We start from the raw sequence: 19,362 nt of genomic DNA, 5'->3' as shown, positions 1-19,362 counted from the left end.
TACTCCATGCAGACTTTTGCTGATATTTCAGCTCTCCGTGAGCAGATCAAACAGTATAAGCGTGATGGTCGCCAAGTGGCTTTTGTTCCAACCATGGGCAATTTACACGAAGGTCATTTGACCTTAGTTCGTAAAGCACGCGAGCTGGCCGATATTGTTGTGGTCAGTATTTTTGTTAATCCAATGCAATTTGATCGTAGTGAGGATCTCAATAACTATCCGCGCACGCTGGATGAGGATCTAAGCAAATTAAACAGTGAAGGGGTTGATCTCGTCTTTACCCCAACGCCTGAAGTTATGTATCCAAATGGGTTGGATAAACAGACCTTTGTCGAAGTTCCTGGGCTTTCACATATGCTTGAAGGAGCCTCACGTCCGGGTCATTTCCGTGGTGTTGCAACGATTGTTAGCAAGTTATTTCATATTGTGCAGCCGAATATTGCCTGCTTCGGAGAGAAAGATTTCCAACAATTAGCGGTTATTCGTCAGATGGTGAACGATCTGTGTTTGGATATTGACATTGTCGGTGTTGCGACGGTACGAGAAATGGATGGGTTGGCCATGAGCTCTCGCAACAGTTTACTGACTATCGATGAGCGCCAGCGAGCACCAGTGCTCGCTAGAACCATGCGCTGGATGAGCAGTGCCATCCGAGGTGGCCGAGACGACTACGCCTCGATTATTGAAGATGCGATCGATCAACTACGCGCTGCAGATATTGAGCCAGATGAAATCTTTATTCGTGATGCACAAACCTTGCAACCTATCAATACTGAAAGCAAGCAAGCCGTGATTTTAATTGCGGCTTATTTAGGTAAAGTTCGTTTAATTGATAACCAGGTACTTGATCTCTCTGGCGATAATAAAGAGAGCACTGAAGAGCAATAGTACAACGGCTTACGGTTAAGATAAAAAAGGCCATTCCCGCTCAGCGAAGAATGGCCTTTTTGTTTTTCAGAGGAGTCGTATTACTCTCATCTCAAACTCGGCTTAACTGCGTAGCCCCTTTCCTTTGCTAATCAAATAATGTGCAATGGCATAAAGCATGACAACAAAGATGCCCAATACACTAAATGACGTCACAATATCGACATCCGATACCCCTAAGAATCCATAGCGAAACGCATTCACCATATACACAATCGGGTTAATTTTCGAAACACCTTGCCAAAAATCTGGTAATAAACTGATCGAGTAAAACACCCCACCTAAATAGGTCAACGGCGTTAGAACAAAGGTTGGTATGATAGAAATATCATCAAATGTCCGAGCAAATATCGCATTGATTAAACCGCCTAACGCAAAAACAACTGAGGTTAAAAAAACGGTGGCACCAATTATCCCCCAATGATCCACCGTTAAATCAACAAATAACAGTGAAACGGTGGTCACTAATGCGCCGACCAGTAATCCCCGAGTCACCCCGCCCATCACATATCCGGCAATAATGACATAATTCGGGACTGGAGCGACCAAGAGTTCTTCAATATTTTTCTGAAATTTAGCACTAAAAAAAGAAGACGCCACGTTAGAGTACGAGTTGGTGATCACCGACATCATAATCAAGCCGGGAACAATGTATTCCATATAGCTAAAACCATTCATCTGGCCGATACGAGAGCCAATCAAATTACCAAAAATGACAAAATATAAGCTCATGGTAATGACCGGTGGCACCAATGTTTGCACCCAAATCCGGGTGAAACGAGTGATTTCTTTACGTAACAAGCTGCCAAAAGCAGTCCAATATACCGCGTACATTACGCCTCCTCCTGACTCTGATCACGAACGATACTCACAAATAACTCTTCTAAACGGTTCGCTTTGTTACGCATAGAAAGCACCTGAATGCCTTGTTGAGTTAATTGACTAAAAACCGCATTCAACCCTTGGCTTTTTTCTAACTCAATCTCTAATGATCCCTCAACGATCCGCTGAGAAATTACATCGCTTAGGGGCTGTAATCGGCTTTCGTCATCAATATCTAAAATAAAAGTTTCAACTCTTAACTGACTCAATAAGCCTTTCATTGTGGTATTTTCAATCAGCTCTCCGCGATTAATAATACCAATATGACGACACAGCATTTCCGCTTCTTCAAGATAATGAGTCGTGAGAATAATGGTGATGCCTTGTTGATTGATCTGCTTTAAAAATGCCCACATTGAGCGACGTAGCTCAATATCAACCCCAGCAGTAGGTTCATCGAGGATCAAAAGTTGAGGTTCATGCATTAAGGCTCGGGCAATCATCAAACGACGCTTCATCCCTCCTGACAGATTACGAGCTCGCTCTTTACGTTTGTCCCAGAGATCTAGCTGAGTCAGATACGTTTTGGCCCGCTCTTTTGCTAATGACTTGCCAACCCCATAATAACCCGCTTGTTGAATGACAATCTGCTCTACCGTTTCAAAAGGATTAAAGTTAAATTCTTGTGGCACTAAGCCAATATGTTGTTTCGCAATTTCCAGATCATCATCGATATTAAAGCCAAACACTTTAACCGTACCGGAGGTTTTATTAACCAGCGAGGAAATAATTCCAATTGTAGTGGATTTTCCCGCCCCATTGGGGCCAAGCAGTGCGTAAAAATCACCTTTTTCAACCTGTAAGCTCACGCCTTTCAGCGCTTCAAACCCGCCTGAGTAAGTTTTTCTTAATTGTTCTATTTCTAATGCATACATTCCAAGGTTCACTCTTTGTGATCGCCACTTGTTCAATGTGCTGCTGAAGATCCGGTTTTTCAACCCAACATTAGAAATTGATGAAATAAAAAACGCAGATCCAACGATCTGCGTTTTTACCCTTTATCATGATGCGGGGTTAACATGTTTAACCGCAGCGTCGAGCGCTTCATAGCGGAAGGAAAATGTTTTATCAGCCGACACCAATCGCAAAATATGAAACTTTTCTAATTGCTGTTTGGTATCAATATTAGGGCAAAGCAGATAGACCGTACAGTGAGCATCCAACGCATCGTTAATCGCATTTTCTAAAGCTAGACCAACCGTTACATCAATCATGGGGACATCGGTCAGATCTAAAATCATCGCTTCATAATCACCAATACGATGATGTTGACGAGCAATGGCTTTCGAAACACTAAAAATCATCGGCCCCGATAAATAAAAAAACAGCACCTTCCCATTCGCTTGATCCAGTAAAGCTCTTTCACTATCGGTTAATGGGACATCATTACCATCTGCATCACTGATGGCTTTTACTTGCCGTGCTTGCTCGCGACTCAAGCGTTCAATAATCAAAATATTTGAAATAAAAACTCCCAACCCTACCGCAACAATTAAATCAACAAATACGGTTAATAGCATCACGCCGTACATGATCGCCATCCCTTGCATACTGACTTTATGCGCACGTTGGATAAAACTCCAATCAAGAATATTAAAACCGACATACACCGCAATTCCAGCTAATACAGCCATTGGAATCGGTTCGGTTAATTCTCCCGCCACAAGGACGACCAAGGCCAGTATTAAGGCGCGTACCACGCCAGAGAGTGGAGAACGTGCACCGATTTGAATATTTGTTACCGTCCCCATCGTGGCACCAGCCCCAGGTAACGCACCAAATAAGCCAGCGATCATATTAGCAATGCCTTGTCCTCGCAGCTCTTTGTCTGAGTCATGCTCTTTGCGGGTCAGAGAATCACCAATCACCGCGGTGAGCAAAGTATCAATACTGCCGAGTGTACCAAGCACAAGTGCGTCGATGACCATATTCGTGAACATCTCACCATTCAATGTTGGGATAACAAAAGAAGGTAAACCAGCAGCAATAACCCCAATGCGACGAATCTCATCGCGATCAAATAACAATAGCGAAATCAGCGTGACAGCGACTAACGCGATCAACTGGACAGGCACTTGTTTGCGATATTGAGTGGGAAGAAAAAATAAAATGCCTAAGGTTAACATCCCCAAAAACAGCTCACTGATCTTCATCTGATTAATGATTTCAGGTAACGCGGTTAGCGTCCCCATCACTCCCCCAGCAGGCGTGGCTTGACCAAGTAGCGGTGACAACTGCAGGACAATTAAGATCACTCCAATGCCAGACATAAAACCTGAAATCACGCTATAAGGCATTAAGGTAATATATTTTCCAAGCTTTAGGGTGCCCAGTAAAATCTGAAACGCTCCCGCCATCATGACAACAGTAAAGCTAACAGCAAACCCAGTTTCAGGATAACGAGCCATCATGCTGGTTAAAATAGCGGTCATAATCACCGTCATTGGCCCAGTCGGTTCAGAAATCAAGGTGGATGAACCCCCGAATAGAGCGGCAAATAGCCCCACCAGTATAGCTCCCCAAAGCCCAGCTTCAGCACCCGCTCCAGACGCGACCCCAAATGCTAAAGCCAGAGGTAATGAAATAATCGCAGTGGTCACTCCCCCGAATAGGTCACCTTTTAGATCGATATCGGCAAAACGGCCTCTAAACACCATAATTTCCTTCATACTAAAAATAAATGTCTTAATTATAATAAATAACTGCTGCAAATATTCACCATTAATTCACATACAGCCAAAGCTTTATTGACATCATCACTCCTTGAATCATTGCAGTGTATGATTTTTTATCACTGAAACTCGTCAGATGAGTGGATATTTCGGCATTTTATCAGGGAAGGAATTTGTAACATTGTGTATAGTCAGTGCTATTCTTGCGTATTGCTATGGGCGCAATTGAGCTATTGTTAAATTTTAAGGGAAGTAAGATGCCAGAACTAAAACAGCTTTTTGAAAATAACTCACGTTGGTCTGAATCCATTAAGGCTGAACGTCCCGAATATTTTGCCAAGCTGGCTAAAGGGCAAAATCCTGATTTTTTATGGATTGGTTGCTCAGACAGCCGAGTGCCAGCTGAAAGGCTAACCGGACTTTATTCAGGAGAGTTATTTGTTCACCGTAATGTGGCTAACCAAGTGATCCATACCGATTTAAACTGCTTATCGGTCGTGCAATATGCGGTGGATGTACTTAAGGTCAAACATATTATTATTTGTGGTCACTATGGCTGTGGCGGTGTGACCGCAGCAATTGATAACCCTCAATTAGGCCTAATTAATAATTGGCTGTTGCATATTCGCGATCTCTACTTTAAACACCGTGCCTACTTAGAAGCAATGCCTGAGCAAGATCGCTCTGATAAGCTCGCAGAGCTTAATGTAGCAGAGCAAATGTACAACTTAGGTAACTCAACAATTATGCAAAATGCCTGGCAACGTGGGCAAGATGTTGAGCTTCATGGGGTCGTTTATGGGATTGAAGATGGGAAACTAGAGTATCTCGGCCTTCGTTGTCACTCGGGCGAGCTAGTCGATGAAAGCTATCTCAAAGCTTTAGAGAAGATTTTAAATCCACAACATCAACTATTATGTCGTTAATCAACTATTTGCCTTTAAATGGCGTATCGCTTGAATTTAACACTGGCTCAATTTAACGGTCTCTAAACAACGTACAGCGACCAGTAGACGACGATTCAGCAGCGGGTAGCAAAATGCCCACTCTTGTGGGCATATACTCTTATTACTTGAGGCTAGAGCGGTGTTAACCATGTTCGTTCACCCCAATCACACCGCCTGTCTATGCTCATGGGGATTCACCCACCTACCGACTACCTGCAACTGCAAGTTGTTTGAGTATCGTGAGCATTCATTTTTCAGTCGTAACTGATTATTCCTGCGGAATCACTTTACCAATAAACGGTAAATGGCGATATTTTTGTGCATAATCAATTCCGACCCCGACAACAAATTCATCCGGAATTTCAAAGCCAACCCACTGAACATCAACCTGAACTTCACGCCGAGAAGGTTTATCTAGTAACGTGCAGATATTAATTGATTTCGGTTCACGCAACGATAAGAAATCTTTGACTTTATTGAGCGTGTTGCCAGTATCAATAATATCCTCGACCAGTAAAACATCTTTACCTTTAATATCATCATCCAGATCTTTTAATATTCTGACATCTCGGGAGCTTTCCATACTGTTCCCATAACTAGAGGCGGTCATAAAATCCACTTGATGGGTCAATTCAATAGCCCGGGCTAAATCTGCCATAAAGACAAAAGATCCCCGTAAAAGACCGACGAGAACTAGATCCTCACTGCCTTGATAATGCTTAGTAATTTGTTGACCTAACTCACGAATTCTTTCCTGAACCTCTTGTTCAGAAATCATAACTTCAACTGTATGTTTCATACCTATCTCGTTGGTTAGAGCGATGTTTACCACGCAAAAGTGGCACACCACCAAATTGTTCGGCGCGTATAGTACCATTACACAAGATGGGTGTTAACCTTTGCTACCGCTCGATCCAAGTAAGCGACAACCACGCCGATTTAAGCCAAACCCAACCTATTGATTAATCTAAATTAGCAGTAACACATCTTTTATCGATAAAACATATTGATCTAAAAAACATTTTCTACATATGGCGATTATTTAGGCATAAAGCATTGACCTGATACATATGCACCATTACACTCATAGCGTTTCTAAAACAACTTATAAAAAAATCATTAGCGTGACAAAACGCAATAAATCGTCAAATGGCAAGGAAAAATTAACTATGGACGCATCAATTGAGAAACGGCCAAGAACTCGGCTTTCTCCACAAAAACGTAAACAGCAACTGATGGAAATCGCGCTAGAAGTGTTTGCTAAGCGAGGAATTGGTCGTGGAGGGCATGCAGATATTGCTGATATTGCCCAAGTATCAGTCGCTACCGTGTTTAACTACTTCCCAACTCGTGAGGACTTAGTCGACGATGTACTCACCTTTGTGGTTCGGCAGTTCTCTAATTTTTTAACCGATCATATCGACCTTGAACTCAGTGCTAAAGAAAATATGCACACCATCTCCTCGGCGATGGTTCAACTTGCGATTGATGACTGCCACTGGCTCAAAGTATGGTTTGAGTGGAGCGCTTCAACACGAGATGAGGTTTGGCCTCTTTTTGTTTCAAGTAATAAGACCAATCAATTATTAGTTAAAAATATGTTTGTCAAAGCCATCGAACGTGGCGAGGTTTCTCCTCAGCTTGATGCTGAAAATCTGGCCATATTATTCCTTGGTATTTGTTACTCTCTCTTTGTGCAAGCCAATCGAGTTCCTGATGGACAAAAAATCCATAAATTAGCCAACAACTACTTAGCAATGTTGTGTATTTATAATCGAGAACCGTTATCTGTTGCCTCTTAGCGCTCAATCCGTAACACATTAACTATTTGTTGATATAAAAAGTTGTTGATATAAAAAAGCCGCTGTTCAATCAGCGGCTTTTTATTATCAAGCTAAATTACTTTTTCTTTTTTGCTTTCGCATTGGGTAGATCAGTGATCGTTCCTTCAAACACTTCCGCAGCAAGCCCTACGGATTCATGCAATGTTGGGTGAGCGTGGATAGTTAACGCAATATCTTCAGCATCACAGCCCATCTCAATAGCCAGACCGATTTCGCCCAATAGTTCCCCACCATTGGTTCCAACGATTGCACCACCAATCACACGGTGAGTCTCTTTATCAAAGATAAGTTTCGTCATACCGTCTGCACAGTCAGATGCGATGGCTCGCCCTGAGGCTGCCCATGGGAATGTCGCCACTTCATAGTTAATGCCTTCAGATTTGGCTTCTTTTTCTGTTTTACCAACCCAAGCGACTTCTGGTTCAGTGTAAGCAATAGAAGGAATCACTTTTGGATCGAAGTAATGTTTCTTACCCGCGATCACTTCAGCAGCAACATGGCCTTCGTGTACGCCTTTATGCGCCAACATCGGCTGTCCGACAATATCCCCAATCGCAAAAATATGAGGAATATTGGTGCGCATTTGCTTATCAACATGAATAAAGCCACGTTCATCGACTTCTAAACCTGCTTTTTCTGCATCCATAAGTTTTCCGTTAGGAACACGGCCAATAGCAACTAATACAGCATCATAACGTTCCGCTTCTGCTGGTGCTTTTTTACCTTCCATGGACACATAGATGCCATCTTCTTTGGCTTCTACTGCGGTCACTTTGGTTTCAAGCATCAAATTAAATTTGTTTTGGATACGTTTGGTATAGACCTTAACGATGTCTTTATCGGCCGCAGGGATGACTTGATCAAACATTTCAACGACATCGATCTGAGATCCCAGAGCGTGATACACCGTTCCCATTTCTAGACCGATAATACCCCCTCCCATGATTAACAACTTTCCGGGGACTTGTTTCAGTTCCAGAGCATCGGTTGAGTCCCAAATACGCGGATCTTCATGGGGAATAAAAGGCAGTTTAATCGGACGGGATCCGGCGGCGATAATCGCGTTGTCGAAATTAACGACGGTTGTTCCTTCTTCACCTTCAACTTGAATGGTATTTGGACCAGTAAACTTACCAAAACCGTTCACCACATTAACTTTACGCATCTTAGCCATTCCGCCAAGACCTCCCGTTAACTGGTTAATCACTTTTTCTTTCCAAAGGCGGATTTTATCAATATCCGTTTGTGGCTCGCCAAAGACAATGCCGTGTTCCGCAAGCGCTTTGGCTTCTTCTATCACTTTCGCCACATGAAGTAGGGCTTTTGAAGGGATACACCCAACATTGAGACACACGCCGCCAAGCGTGTTGTAACGCTCGATAAGTACGGTATCCAGACCTAAATCGGCACAGCGAAAAGCCGCCGAATAACCAGCAGGACCGGCACCCAGTACAACAACTTGGGCTTTAATTTCTTTGCTCATTTCGACCTCTTATAGTCAATATCCCTAACAGGCTGAGTGGAGGGTTCTCTCATTTAGTTAAAGCCAGATTAAAAACAATATGGCTTTAAATCGATAACTTTTTAACCGTAACAGTTTACAGAGATGTTAATGGTATGAAAAGTAAATCCAGTTAGCCTGTGAGCTAGACAACAATTCAATGACCGAACATTCTTTATCATCAAATTGCAAGATTATACGTGAATCAAGGCGGCTAAATGCCGCCTTGCTGTTTATGTCATGCTTATAATACTAAGCGACGAATATCACTTAAGCAGCCATTTAAGTAGGTGATAAAACGTGCACCTTCCGCACCATCAATTACACGGTGATCGTAAGACAGTGACAACGGAAGCTGTAGACGTGGTGCAAACTCTTTACCATTCCACACCGGTTTCATTTCTGACTTAGAAACCCCTAAAATTGCCACTTCTGGTGCATTAACGATTGGCGTAAATGCCGTACCACCAATTCCACCGAGGCTAGAGATCGTAAAACAACCGCCTTGCATATCGGCCGCGGTCAGCTTACCAGCGCGCGCCTTTTTCGAGACTGCAGCAAGCTCGGCTGAAAGCTCATAGATGCCTTTTTTATTAACATCTTTAAAGACTGGAACTACTAGACCATTCGGTGTATCTACCGCGATCCCCACGTTAACGTACTTCTTGAGAATTAAGCTTTCGCCATCTTCTGACAACGAAGAGTTAAACGCTGGGAAGGCTTCTAGTGCTTTAGCCACCGCTTTCATGATGAACACCAATGGAGTGATCTTCATTCCGGTGTCTTTCTTCGCTTCGATGGCATTTTGTTCTTTACGGAAGTTTTCCAGCTCCGTGATATCCACGTTATCCCACTGAGTGACATGAGGGATCATCACCCAGTTACGGTGCAGGTTAGCACCTGAAATCTTCTTAATCCGGGAAAGTGGTTGAACTTCAGTGTCACCAAACTTGCTAAAGTCCACTTTAGGCCAAGGAAGTAGACCCAGTGCCGCGCCATCCCCTTTACCTGAAGCAGCTGCCGCAGAACCAGACTCAAGACGCTTAAGTGCTTCTTTCACATAGCTCTGAACGTCTTCTTTTAGAATACGGTTCTTACGACCCGAACCTTTTACTTTCGCTAGGTTCACGCCAAATTCACGTGCCAGACGGCGAACCACTGGCGAGGCATGAGCGTATTCATGATTCTCTTGGAAGTCTGCGGTCGCAGGAGCACTAACTTGTGCAACAGGCGCAGCCGCAGCAGCACTTGGTGCAGCAGCTTGTACAGGAGCAGCAACCGCCACTTGGGCTGGTGCTGCGCCGGCGACTTCAAACACCATGATCAATGAGCCAGTAGAAACTTTGTCACCCGTAGCGACTTTAATCGCTTTCACTTTCCCTGCAAACGGTGCCGGAACTTCCATTGAGGCTTTATCGCCTTCAACGGTGATCAATGATTGCTCTTCTTCCACCATGTCGCCAACCGCAACCATGATTTCGGTTACTTCAACTTCATCACCACCAATATCGGGCACTTGAACATCTTTCTCTGCTGCGGTAGTAGGAGCTTCAGCAGCGCTTGCTTGAGCCACAGACGCTGGAGCCGCAGAGCCTGAACCAACCACTTCAAAGACCATGATCAAAGAACCTGTGGTCACTTTGTCACCAGCAGCAATTTTGATTTCTTTGACCGTACCTGCAAACGGCGCAGGCACTTCCATCGAGGCTTTGTCGCCTTCCACGGTAATCAATGATTGCTCTTCGGTTACCGTATCACCGACCGCGACCATGATTTCAGTCACTTCGACTTCATCACCACCAATATCGGGCACTTGAACTTCTTTCAGTTCAGCAGGAGCAGCAGCCGCAGCAACAGGAGCCTCAGCCGCAGGAGCTGCTGCCGCGGCACCTTCAGCGTCAAACACCATGATCAAAGAACCAGTAGTGACTTTGTCACCGACAGCGATTTTGATCTCTTTTACGATCCCTGCTTGTGACGCAGGCACTTCCATTGAAGCTTTATCACCTTCAACCGTGATCAATGATTGTTCTTCTTCGACCTTGTCGCCAACGCTGACAAGGATCTCGGTAACTTCAACCTCATCCGCACCAATATCCGGTACATTAATTTCGATTGCCATTATTCTTTCCTACCTTCAATTAAGCGTATAACGGGTTTGTTTTTTCAGTGTCGATGTTAAATTTCTTAATCGCTTCAACCACTACTGATTTGTCCAATTCACCACGTTTAGCCAGTTCGCTCAGCGCGGCAACAACAACATAACTCGCATTGACTTCGAAGTGACGACGTAGGTTTTCACGGCTATCAGAACGGCCAAAACCATCTGTACCTAATACTTTATAAGACTCCGCTGGCACGTAAGCACGTACTTGCTCTGCGTAGTTCTTCATATAATCCGTCGCAGCGATTGCTGGTTCAGTTCCCATCACTTGGGTAATATAAGGGACTTTCGCTTCCGCCTCAGGATGCAACATCGCATCACGCTCACATGCTTGACCATCACGCGCCAATTCGTTGAACGACGTCACTGAATAAACATCAGAAGCCACACCAAACTCTTCACTTAGTATTTGCGCCGCTTTGCGCACTTCATTCATGATAGTCCCTGAACTCATTAATTGAACCTTGCCTTTTGAGCCAGTATAGGTTTCTAGTTTGTAGATACCTTTACGAATGCCCTCTTCCGCACCTTCCGGCATGGCTGGCATTGGGTAGTTTTCATTCATGAGCGTCAAGTAGTAGTAGACATTTTCTTGTTCACCATACATACGACGAATCCCGTCTTGAATGATGACGGCAACTTCATAAGCAAAGGTTGGGTCATAAGAGACGCAGTTTGGTACCGTGCTGGCTAAAATATGTGAATGACCATCTTCATGCTGCAAACCTTCGCCATTTAGTGTAGTTCGGCCTGCTGTTGCGCCCAATAGGAAGCCACGCGCTTGCTGGTCACCGGCCATCCATGCCATATCACCGACACGTTGGAAACCAAACATCGAGTAATAGATGTAGAACGGAATCATAGGTAAATCATTGGTACTGTATGATGTCGCTGCAGCAACCCATGATGACATGGCCCCCAATTCGTTGATCCCTTCTTGCAAGACTTGACCAGAAGTCGCTTCTTTATAATAAGAAACGATGTCTCTATCTTGTGGGGTATAGTTTTGCCCATGCGGGTTATAAATACCAATTTGACGGAACAGCCCTTCCATACCAAAGGTACGAGCTTCATCTGCAATAATGGGTACGATATGTTGGCCGATATTTTTATCTTTCAGCAGAATATTTAAGGTACGAACAAAAGCCATGGTAGAAGAAATTTCACGTTTTTGCTCTTCAAGCAGTGGCTTGAACTCTGCTAGTTCTGGGGTAATAAATGTTTGAGTAAAATTAGGCAGGCGCTGTGGCGTATAGCCATGCAAAGCTTTGCGGCGAGCGTGTAGATATTCAAACTCTTTCGAGCCTTCTTCTAATTTCAGATAAGGTAAGTTTTTCACCTCTTCATCTGAAATTAAATCTTGCAGGCCAAGGCGGTTACGCATTGCAACCACATGAGTCATATCCATTTTCTTCACTTGGTGCGCAATGTTTTTGCCTTCTGCCGCATCACCCATACCATAACCTTTGACGGTTTTTGCGAGGATAACCGTTGGGCGGCCTTTCGTTTCTTGCGCATTCTTGAATGCAGCAAACAGTTTGGATGGCTCATGACCGCCACGTTTCAAGGCAAAAATCTCATCATCGGTCATATCGGCAACCAGTGCCGCTGTCTCTGGATATTTACCAAAGAAGTGTTCCCGAACGTAAGCACCGTCTTTCGCTTTAAACGTTTGGTAATCGCCATCAATGGTTTCGTTCATCAGCTGCAATAATTTACCTGAAGTATCTTTCGCTAATAGCGCATCCCAGTTATTGCCCCAAATCACTTTAACCACATTCCAGCCAGCGCCTTTAAATAGGCCTTCTAGCTCTTGAATGATCTTACCGTTCCCCATCACGGGGCCATCAAGACGCTGCAAGTTGCAGTTGATAAGGAAACATAGGTTATCCAACTTCTCACGTGCAGCAAACGAAATTGCACCACGTGATTCTGGCTCATCCATCTCACCATCACCCAGGAAGGCGTAAACCCGTTGTTGTGAAGTATCTTTTAGCCCTCGGCCCTCAAGATATTTCAAGAAACGCGCTTGATAAATTGAAGCGATAGGACCAAGCCCCATCGAAACGGTCGGGAATTGCCAGAATTCAGGCATCAATTTCGGGTGTGGGTAAGAAGGAATTCCTTTGCCATCGACTTCCTGACGGAAGTTGTCTAATTGTTCAGCAGTCAGGCGACCTTCAACGAAGGCACGAGCATAAATCCCCGGAGAAATGTGGCCTTGATAATAAACCAGATCACCACCATCCTTCTCATTCGGCGCACGGAAGAAATGGTTGAAGCAGGTTTCATAGAATGCGGCGGAAGATTGGAAAGAGGCCATATGCCCACCCAAATCTAAATCTTTCTTGGAAGCACGCAACACGATCATGATCGCGTTCCAACGAATGATGGAACGAATACGTTTCTCTATCGTGGTATCACCGGGATAAGCGGGCTCTTGGGCGGCCGGAATCGTGTTGATATAGTTTGTGTTGATACCAGTGGGCATATCAACGCCATCGAGACGGGCTTTCTCTAGAACTTCTTCTAATAAGAATTGCGCACGCTCTACGCCTTCTTCACGTACAACTGACTCAAGGGCGGAAAGCCACTCCTGAGTTTCCAGTGCATCTACGTCATGCTTCATGTCAGACATGGCGATCTATCCTTCTGTTGGTTGGACTTATTTAGAATCGCAATGAACCGCTATTGCGGCTCATTACCCTGTTGGATACGGCGCAGAGAACGTTCTCGACGAGACTCTTCTCGGGTCAAATCCAACAATGTTTCTTCAATATAAGCTAAGTGTGAATGAGACATCTCACGTGCCTTTTCTGGCTGGCCAGATACAATCGCATCCACGATATTAGCTCGGTGCTTACTTACTTTCTCGACCGCTTCGGGGCGGCGATGTAATAATTTAAAATTTTGCAGAATATTTTGCTCAAGCAATGGTGCGAGACTACGAACGATGTGCAATAACACGACATTGTGAGTCGCTTCGGTGATCGCAATCAGAAATTTCATTACGCTCACCGCTTCAGCTTCAACATCTTGTTTTTCTTGCATTTGTCCAATTCGCACCACACTGGCTTGAATACGAGCAAAATCTTCATCGGTACCACGCAATGCAGCGAAATAGGCAGAAATACCTTCTAACGCATGACGCGCTTCGAGTAGATCTAACTGAGTTTCTGAGTGGCTAGACAATAAATTTAGCAGAGGATCGGAGAAACTTTGCCAAATATGCTCACTAACAAATGTGCCACCGCCTTGACGGCGGGTTAAAAGGCGCTTGGCTTCTAAACGCTGTATGGCTTCACGAACAGAAGGTCGAGAAACATCGAACTGTTTTGCCAGCTCACGCTCTGGGGGCAGTTGCTGACCCGGCGTTAATGTTCCTTCCACAATCAGCCGTTCTAATTCTTGTTCTATCACATCAGAAAGTTTCGGCTGACGGATCCTTTGATAAGCCATAATTTATTGTTCTTTTTCTCTTTAATTTTACCGCTGGCAATTGGTAATACCAATTTCAAGTTGAGGTAGAAATTAACATAAATAAAACGTAATTGTCCAGTCGAAAGTTGATGTAAATCATAGAACAGGTCTAACCAAAACACTCTGATAACAATAGCAGACTAAAACAGCAATAGTATTGGTAAGACCAATTACAAAAAATACACAGATGGGGAAATGGCGGGCTAGATAGCGGTAATTTTATAAAAACCAAGCAATAACAGAGGGATAGACTTGAGCGTTCAACGAATTCACCACTCAAGTCATCACGATGACGGTTTATTTTGCTTCAATATGGTCAATCAATAGCTGTAAAGATTGGTTGCCACGAAACTCGTTAATGTCCAATTTATAAGCCAGGTGAACCGTTTTGACCGAAGCATCTGGCCAGCGGCGTAAATCAACATTAAATGCGATGCCATCGATCATGATATGAGTCGGGTGTCCTTTAAATAAAGGCTCTAACATAAGCTTAAGATGCTTTTCCCCCACCAGTTTTTGGTGAACTACCTTAAACTCACCATCAAATAGCGGTTCAGGAAAGGCTTGCCCCCACGGCCCTCCAGCACGTAAGGTTTCCGCGGTATGCATAGAGAATTCTTCAGGCTTCAGCTCCCCATCACTGAGTACGATGCCTTTGAGGCTCGCGGCGTCTAGCTGTTCATTCACCACTTGTTCAAATAGCTGGCGAAAATGTTCTAATTGCCGCTCAGCGATAGTTAAGCCTGCTGCCATCGCATGTCCGCCGAATTTGATAATCAAGCCAGGATGTTGTGTATCAATCTTATCTAAGGTATCACGCATATGCAGACCGGGAATGGAACGGCAAGAACCTTTTATGATTCCCTCACCGCCTTCAGCAAAAGCGATCACAGGACGATGGTATTTATCTTTAATACGCGAGGCAAGAATGCCGATAACCCCTTGATGCCAATCCCTTTGGAATAACACTAAACCAGCCGGTAGTGTGCCATGTTCACCAAATTGTAACCGTTCACAAAAAGCCAACGCCTCTTGTTTCATCCCCTCTTCAATCGCTTTACGCGTTTGATTCAGCGCATCCAATTCATTCGCCATTCGGCGAGCGGCATGAATATTGTTACTCAATAAAAGTTCGACCCCAAAGGACATATCATCTAAGCGCCCGGCAGCATTAATGCGAGGCCCGAGAGCAAATCCAAAATCGGTCGCCATCAATCGACGAGGGTCACGTTTTGCTACTTCAATCAATGCCTGAATCCCGGGACGAGCCTTACCCGCTCTGATGCGTTGTAGACCTTGATGAACTAAGATTCGGTTATTTTCATCCAATGGCACCACATCAGCAACCGTCCCCAGAGCAACCAGATCGATCAACTCCATTAATTTAGGTTCAGCGATACCTTGCTGCTTAAACCAACCTGACTGGCGCATATGTACACACAGTGCCATCATAAGATAAAAAGCAACACCAACCCCAGCCAACGCTTTGGAAGGAAACGTACACTGCTGTAGGTTTGGATTGACCATTGCATCAACCTCGGGCAATACCTGCCCCGGTAGGTGATGATCGGTGACCAAGACCGTCAGTCCATGCTGTTTGGCATAACGCACCCCCTCGATAGAAGAGACGCCATTATCCACCGTCATGATCATCTCCGCCCCAAGCGCTAAGGCTTGATCAACCACTTCAGGGCTTAATCCATAACCATCTTCAAAACGGTTAGGAACCAGATAGTCGACATTGTGGCAACCCAGCATGCGTAGCGCTAACACAGATAACGCACAACTGGTTGCGCCATCGGCATCAAAATCGCCAACTATAATAATGCGCCGTTGCTGTTGAATCGCGTTAAACAATAATTCAACCGCCAGCTCAATACCGTTCAGTTGTCGGTAGGAGTGTAAAGCTTTTGCAGCCTTTTCAAGCTGGTTAATGGTTGTGATGCCTCGATTTAAATAGATTCGCTTAAGCAAATCGGGAATGGAATCTGGCAACTGAGTCAGATCAGGATCAGGTCTTCTTTGAATCTCTATCATAAAAAATAATCAGGCTTGGATGAACCAAGCCTGCTTCCTAAGTGAGTCGATGGGGTAAAATACTTACTGCTGTTGCAGGCGTTTTTTTAGTTGAGCGGCAGGCAAATAGCCTCCGACCATTTCACCATTGGGTAGAAAAATAGCAGGGGTTCCAGAAATACCAAGCTCTCGGCCTAACTGGTAATGCTGAGCAATCGTCTGCTGACACTGTTTAAGATCCCCTTTCGCTCGCGGTGATTGCCGTTCAATTTTAACATTGTGCATGGCGGCTTTAGGATCGTCAGCACACCAAATGGCTGCCATTTGCTCCGCCACTTGCCCAACAGGGCCTTGACGAGGATAAGCCAAGTAACGCACGGTAATGCCCAAATCGTTATACTCTTTCATTTGGCTATGTAAGCGAACACAATAACCGCAAGTGGTATCGGTAAAGACCGTCACCACATATTGCTCATTCGCTGCTTTATATTCAATCATACTCGATTTTAACTGCTCTATTTTCTGAGCATTAATCGGCGCTTGGCGCTTGGCCAGCACATCGACATAACTGCCATCATCATTTAGCGCATATAACGTCCCAGCAATAAAATGCTGGCCGTCTTCCGAAGCAAACACCACCCCGCCCGGTGTTTGCACTTCCACTAAACCGGTAATATCGGCGGGAGTGACAGAAAGCACTTCCAGCCCCAATGGTGCAAAGCGTTTGGCAAACACATTTTTATCAATACCTGTCGCCCCATCCTGCGCATAACAGGCCGTTGTAAAAATCGTTAGCAGCAGTAATGGTAAGCGGTATAAAACCTTCATAAAAAATCCTTTCTATCAAGCCCTTGGATGGTGCTCGCTGTGTATTTGTTTAAGTCGTTCAGTGGCGACATGAGTATAAATTTGTGTGGTAGATAAGTCACTATGCCCCAGCAACATCTGCACCACCCGTAAATCTGCCCCATAGTTCAATAAATGGGTGGCAAAAGCATGACGCAGTACATGGGGTGATAGCTTTTCTACATCAATACCAGCAATCACGGCGTAATATTTAAGACGATGCCAAAAGGTTTGCCGAGTCATTTGTTTGGCACGTTTACTGGGGAACACCACATCGGAAGTCTGTTGACCCAGCAAATGAGACCGCCCTTGAGTAAGAAAAGTTTCAATCCATTCTATGGCATTTTCCCCCATTGGAACTAAACGCTCCTTTCCCCCTTTGCCGGTGACTCTCACCACGCCTTGCCTTAAGCTGATATTTTCCATCGTTAAAGAGACCAGCTCTGTCACCCTTAGCCCCGTTGCATACAATAACTCAAGCATCGCTTTGTCACGTAGCTCAAGTGGATCATCGGGATTGGGCGCATTTAATAAGGCTTCAACTTGCCCTTCGCTGAGATCTTTCGGTAACCGCTGCGGTAGTTTAGGGCTGACCAGCAGAGCACTCGGGTCATCACTGCGAATTTTTTCTCGGTGCAAATATTGAAACAAACGGCGCATGGCTGAGATCATTCTTGCTCGCGAGGTTTGTTTGTAATTTTGATCCGTCAGCCAACTTTGATACTCAAGCAATCCAGCTAAGCTAATAAAATCTAACCGATAGTGATGCTGCTGCATCCAAAATAGCAATTTATTAAGATCATTCCGATACGAGCTTAGGGTGTTTTCTGCTAACCCTCGCTCCATCCACATCGCATCTAAAAACTGCTCAACCAGTCCTTGATCCACTGACAATTGCTCTGACACCGCGACTTCTCGTTATATGATGATAGAAATAGACCTCGACTTAATACCATAAATTCTTCGCCACTCATAGACGGTTGGCTCTGGCATCTTTCGCTCAGTTAGGTATAGAATTCCTCTCATGTAGCAAAAACAACATGAATTCTATGAAAATTGGTCTATTTTACGGCTCAACAACTTGTTACACCGAAATGGCAGCAGAAAAAATGCGCGCTATTATTGGTGAAGAATTACTTGATATCCACAATGTCAAAGAAACGCCGCTTTCTCGTATGCGCGACTATGACTTGTTGATTCTAGGCATTTCCACTTGGGACTTTGGTGAAATCCAAGAAGATTGGAGCGCGATATGGGATCACATCGATGGCGTACCGCTAAACGACAAGTTCGTCGCATTATTCGGCTTAGGCGATCAAGAAGGTTATGGCGAATGGTATCTGGATGCGATGGGGATGCTGCACGATGCCGTCAAGAAGAACGGAGCTAAACTGATCGGCTACTGGCCAACTCAGGGGTACCAGTTTGAAGCCTCCAAAGCACTTACCGCAGATGGTCGCCACTTTGTTGGCTTAGCGCTCGATGAAGATTCGCAATATGAACTGAGTGATGAACGAATTGCCACCTGGGTCGAGCAGATCCTCACCGAATATCAGCTATTCGCCTAGTTCGAATTCAGAGGAAACTTGCGCAAGAAAGTAACGCCAATCGAAGACTAACCCAGGGTCTGTTTTGCGCATTGGCGCAATATATTGATGCCCTGTGATTCGGGTGCGAGTCAACGCAGGATAACGCCTGATCAAATGTTTTGTCAGCTCAATTAATGCTTGATACTGTGCTTGGGTATAGGCAATAAAATCACTCCCTTCAAGTTCAATGCCGATAGAGTAATCATTACATCGTTCACGCCCAGCAAAAGCAGATTGCCCTGCATGCCAAGCTCGAGCTGAAAAAGGAACAAATTGCACCACCTCGCCGTCTCGTCGGATCAAACAGTGCGCCGAGACTTGCATTTTTTCAATTACCTTGAAAAAGGGATGCGATTGGCTCTCTAATGTGCCACAAAAAAACTGCTCAATATAAGGCCCACCAAATTGCCCCGGCGGCAAGCTAATGTTGTGTACTACCAGTAGTGAAATATCCTGCTCATCTGGCCTTTGATCATAAAACGGCGATTCAACTC

Annotated in this window: 16 protein-coding genes; 4 read left to right on the top strand and 12 right to left on the bottom strand. The window is 44.6% G+C overall.

Annotated features, from left to right (window positions below; translation table 11 throughout):
* The first annotated feature begins 6 nt into the window (after window positions 1–6).
* On the top strand, window positions 7–888 hold the full coding sequence (panC, locus tag B7C60_RS04360) for a pantoate--beta-alanine ligase (protein ID WP_099610595.1): 882 nt from the start codon (window positions 7–9) through the stop codon (window positions 886–888).
* 102 nt (window positions 889–990) lie between these two features.
* Here the strand turns inward: panC and B7C60_RS04355 are convergent, their stop codons facing one another.
* The 3 genes from B7C60_RS04355 to B7C60_RS04345 all read right to left on the bottom strand — a co-directional run bounded on the left by B7C60_RS04355 (window position 991) and on the right by B7C60_RS04345 (window position 4,466).
* Entirely contained in the window at window positions 991–1,761 is a 771-nt protein-coding gene (locus B7C60_RS04355) for an ABC transporter permease (RefSeq protein ID WP_099610594.1), read from the bottom strand.
* Window positions 1,761–2,684, bottom strand: coding sequence for an ABC transporter ATP-binding protein (locus B7C60_RS04350; protein WP_099610593.1), 924 nt, complete (start codon window positions 2,682–2,684; stop codon window positions 1,761–1,763). Before B7C60_RS04350 ends, B7C60_RS04355 begins: the two co-directional genes overlap by 1 nt.
* A 126-nt stretch (window positions 2,685–2,810) precedes the next feature.
* On the bottom strand, window positions 2,811–4,466 hold the full coding sequence (locus tag B7C60_RS04345) for a SulP family inorganic anion transporter (protein ID WP_099610592.1): 1,656 nt from the start codon (window positions 4,464–4,466) through the stop codon (window positions 2,811–2,813).
* A gap of 272 nt (window positions 4,467–4,738) precedes the next feature.
* On the opposite strand from B7C60_RS04345, the gene can reads away from it, so the two are divergent.
* Window positions 4,739–5,407, top strand: a complete 669-nt coding sequence (gene can / locus B7C60_RS04340) for a carbonate dehydratase (protein ID WP_099610591.1) — start codon at window positions 4,739–4,741, stop codon at window positions 5,405–5,407.
* Window positions 5,408–5,696: 289 nt separating this feature from the next.
* Here the strand turns inward: can and hpt are convergent, their stop codons facing one another.
* The gene (hpt, locus tag B7C60_RS04335) at window positions 5,697–6,227 is read right to left on the bottom strand and encodes a hypoxanthine phosphoribosyltransferase (protein WP_099610590.1); all 531 of its coding nucleotides are present in this window, start codon (window positions 6,225–6,227) and stop codon (window positions 5,697–5,699) included.
* 370 nt (window positions 6,228–6,597) lie between these two features.
* Between hpt and B7C60_RS04330 the strand changes: the two genes are divergently transcribed.
* Window positions 6,598–7,230 carry a LuxR/HapR/OpaR family quorum-sensing transcriptional regulator gene (locus B7C60_RS04330; RefSeq protein WP_099610589.1) on the top strand — a complete coding sequence of 211 codons (633 nt, stop codon included), beginning with the start codon at window positions 6,598–6,600 and terminating at the stop codon, window positions 7,228–7,230.
* Window positions 7,231–7,327: 97 nt separating this feature from the next.
* On the opposite strand, the gene lpdA is transcribed toward B7C60_RS04330, so the two are convergent.
* The 7 genes from lpdA to xerD form a co-directional block, all read right to left on the bottom strand.
* Window positions 7,328–8,755 (bottom strand): dihydrolipoyl dehydrogenase, encoded by a 1,428-nt coding sequence (gene lpdA / locus B7C60_RS04325; protein ID WP_099610588.1) that lies wholly within the window; start codon window positions 8,753–8,755, stop codon window positions 7,328–7,330.
* Between the two features lie 262 nt (window positions 8,756–9,017).
* Complete coding sequence (aceF, locus tag B7C60_RS04320) at window positions 9,018–10,895, bottom strand: pyruvate dehydrogenase complex dihydrolipoyllysine-residue acetyltransferase (protein ID WP_099610587.1); 1,878 nt, start codon at window positions 10,893–10,895, stop codon at window positions 9,018–9,020.
* A 19-nt stretch (window positions 10,896–10,914) separates the two neighbouring features.
* Complete coding sequence (gene aceE / locus B7C60_RS04315) at window positions 10,915–13,575, bottom strand: pyruvate dehydrogenase (acetyl-transferring), homodimeric type (protein ID WP_099610586.1); 2,661 nt, start codon at window positions 13,573–13,575, stop codon at window positions 10,915–10,917.
* A gap of 50 nt (window positions 13,576–13,625) precedes the next feature.
* Window positions 13,626–14,396, bottom strand: coding sequence for a pyruvate dehydrogenase complex transcriptional repressor PdhR (pdhR, locus tag B7C60_RS04310; protein ID WP_099610585.1), 771 nt, complete (start codon window positions 14,394–14,396; stop codon window positions 13,626–13,628).
* 318 nt (window positions 14,397–14,714) lie between these two features.
* Window positions 14,715–16,454: a single-stranded-DNA-specific exonuclease RecJ gene (recJ, locus tag B7C60_RS04300; protein WP_099610584.1), complete on the bottom strand. Its 1,740-nt coding sequence runs from the start codon at window positions 16,452–16,454 to the stop codon at window positions 14,715–14,717.
* 63 nt (window positions 16,455–16,517) lie between these two features.
* Entirely contained in the window at window positions 16,518–17,261 is a 744-nt protein-coding gene (gene dsbC / locus B7C60_RS04295) for a bifunctional protein-disulfide isomerase/oxidoreductase DsbC (protein WP_099610583.1), read from the bottom strand.
* Window positions 17,262–17,276: 15 nt separating this feature from the next.
* On the bottom strand, window positions 17,277–18,185 hold the full coding sequence (gene xerD / locus B7C60_RS04290) for a site-specific tyrosine recombinase XerD (RefSeq protein ID WP_099610582.1): 909 nt from the start codon (window positions 18,183–18,185) through the stop codon (window positions 17,277–17,279).
* A gap of 143 nt (window positions 18,186–18,328) precedes the next feature.
* Between xerD and fldB the strand changes: the two genes are divergently transcribed.
* Complete coding sequence (gene fldB, locus B7C60_RS04285; RefSeq protein ID WP_099610581.1) at window positions 18,329–18,847, top strand: flavodoxin FldB; 519 nt, start codon at window positions 18,329–18,331, stop codon at window positions 18,845–18,847.
* Here the strand turns inward: fldB and ampD are convergent.
* Window positions 18,836–19,362: 1,6-anhydro-N-acetylmuramyl-L-alanine amidase AmpD (gene ampD, locus B7C60_RS04280; RefSeq protein ID WP_245868528.1), on the bottom strand; the 527-nt coding region annotated here is incomplete at its 5' end. The two genes, fldB and ampD, sit on opposite strands and share 12 nt — an antisense overlap.

The organism is Vibrio fujianensis, assembly GCF_002749895.1.
In the GTDB taxonomy this organism is placed as follows: Bacteria; Pseudomonadota; Gammaproteobacteria; order Enterobacterales; family Vibrionaceae; genus Vibrio; species Vibrio fujianensis.
The sequence above is the reverse complement of the archived record's forward strand: the minus strand, read 5'-3'. Positions and strand labels throughout refer to the sequence as shown.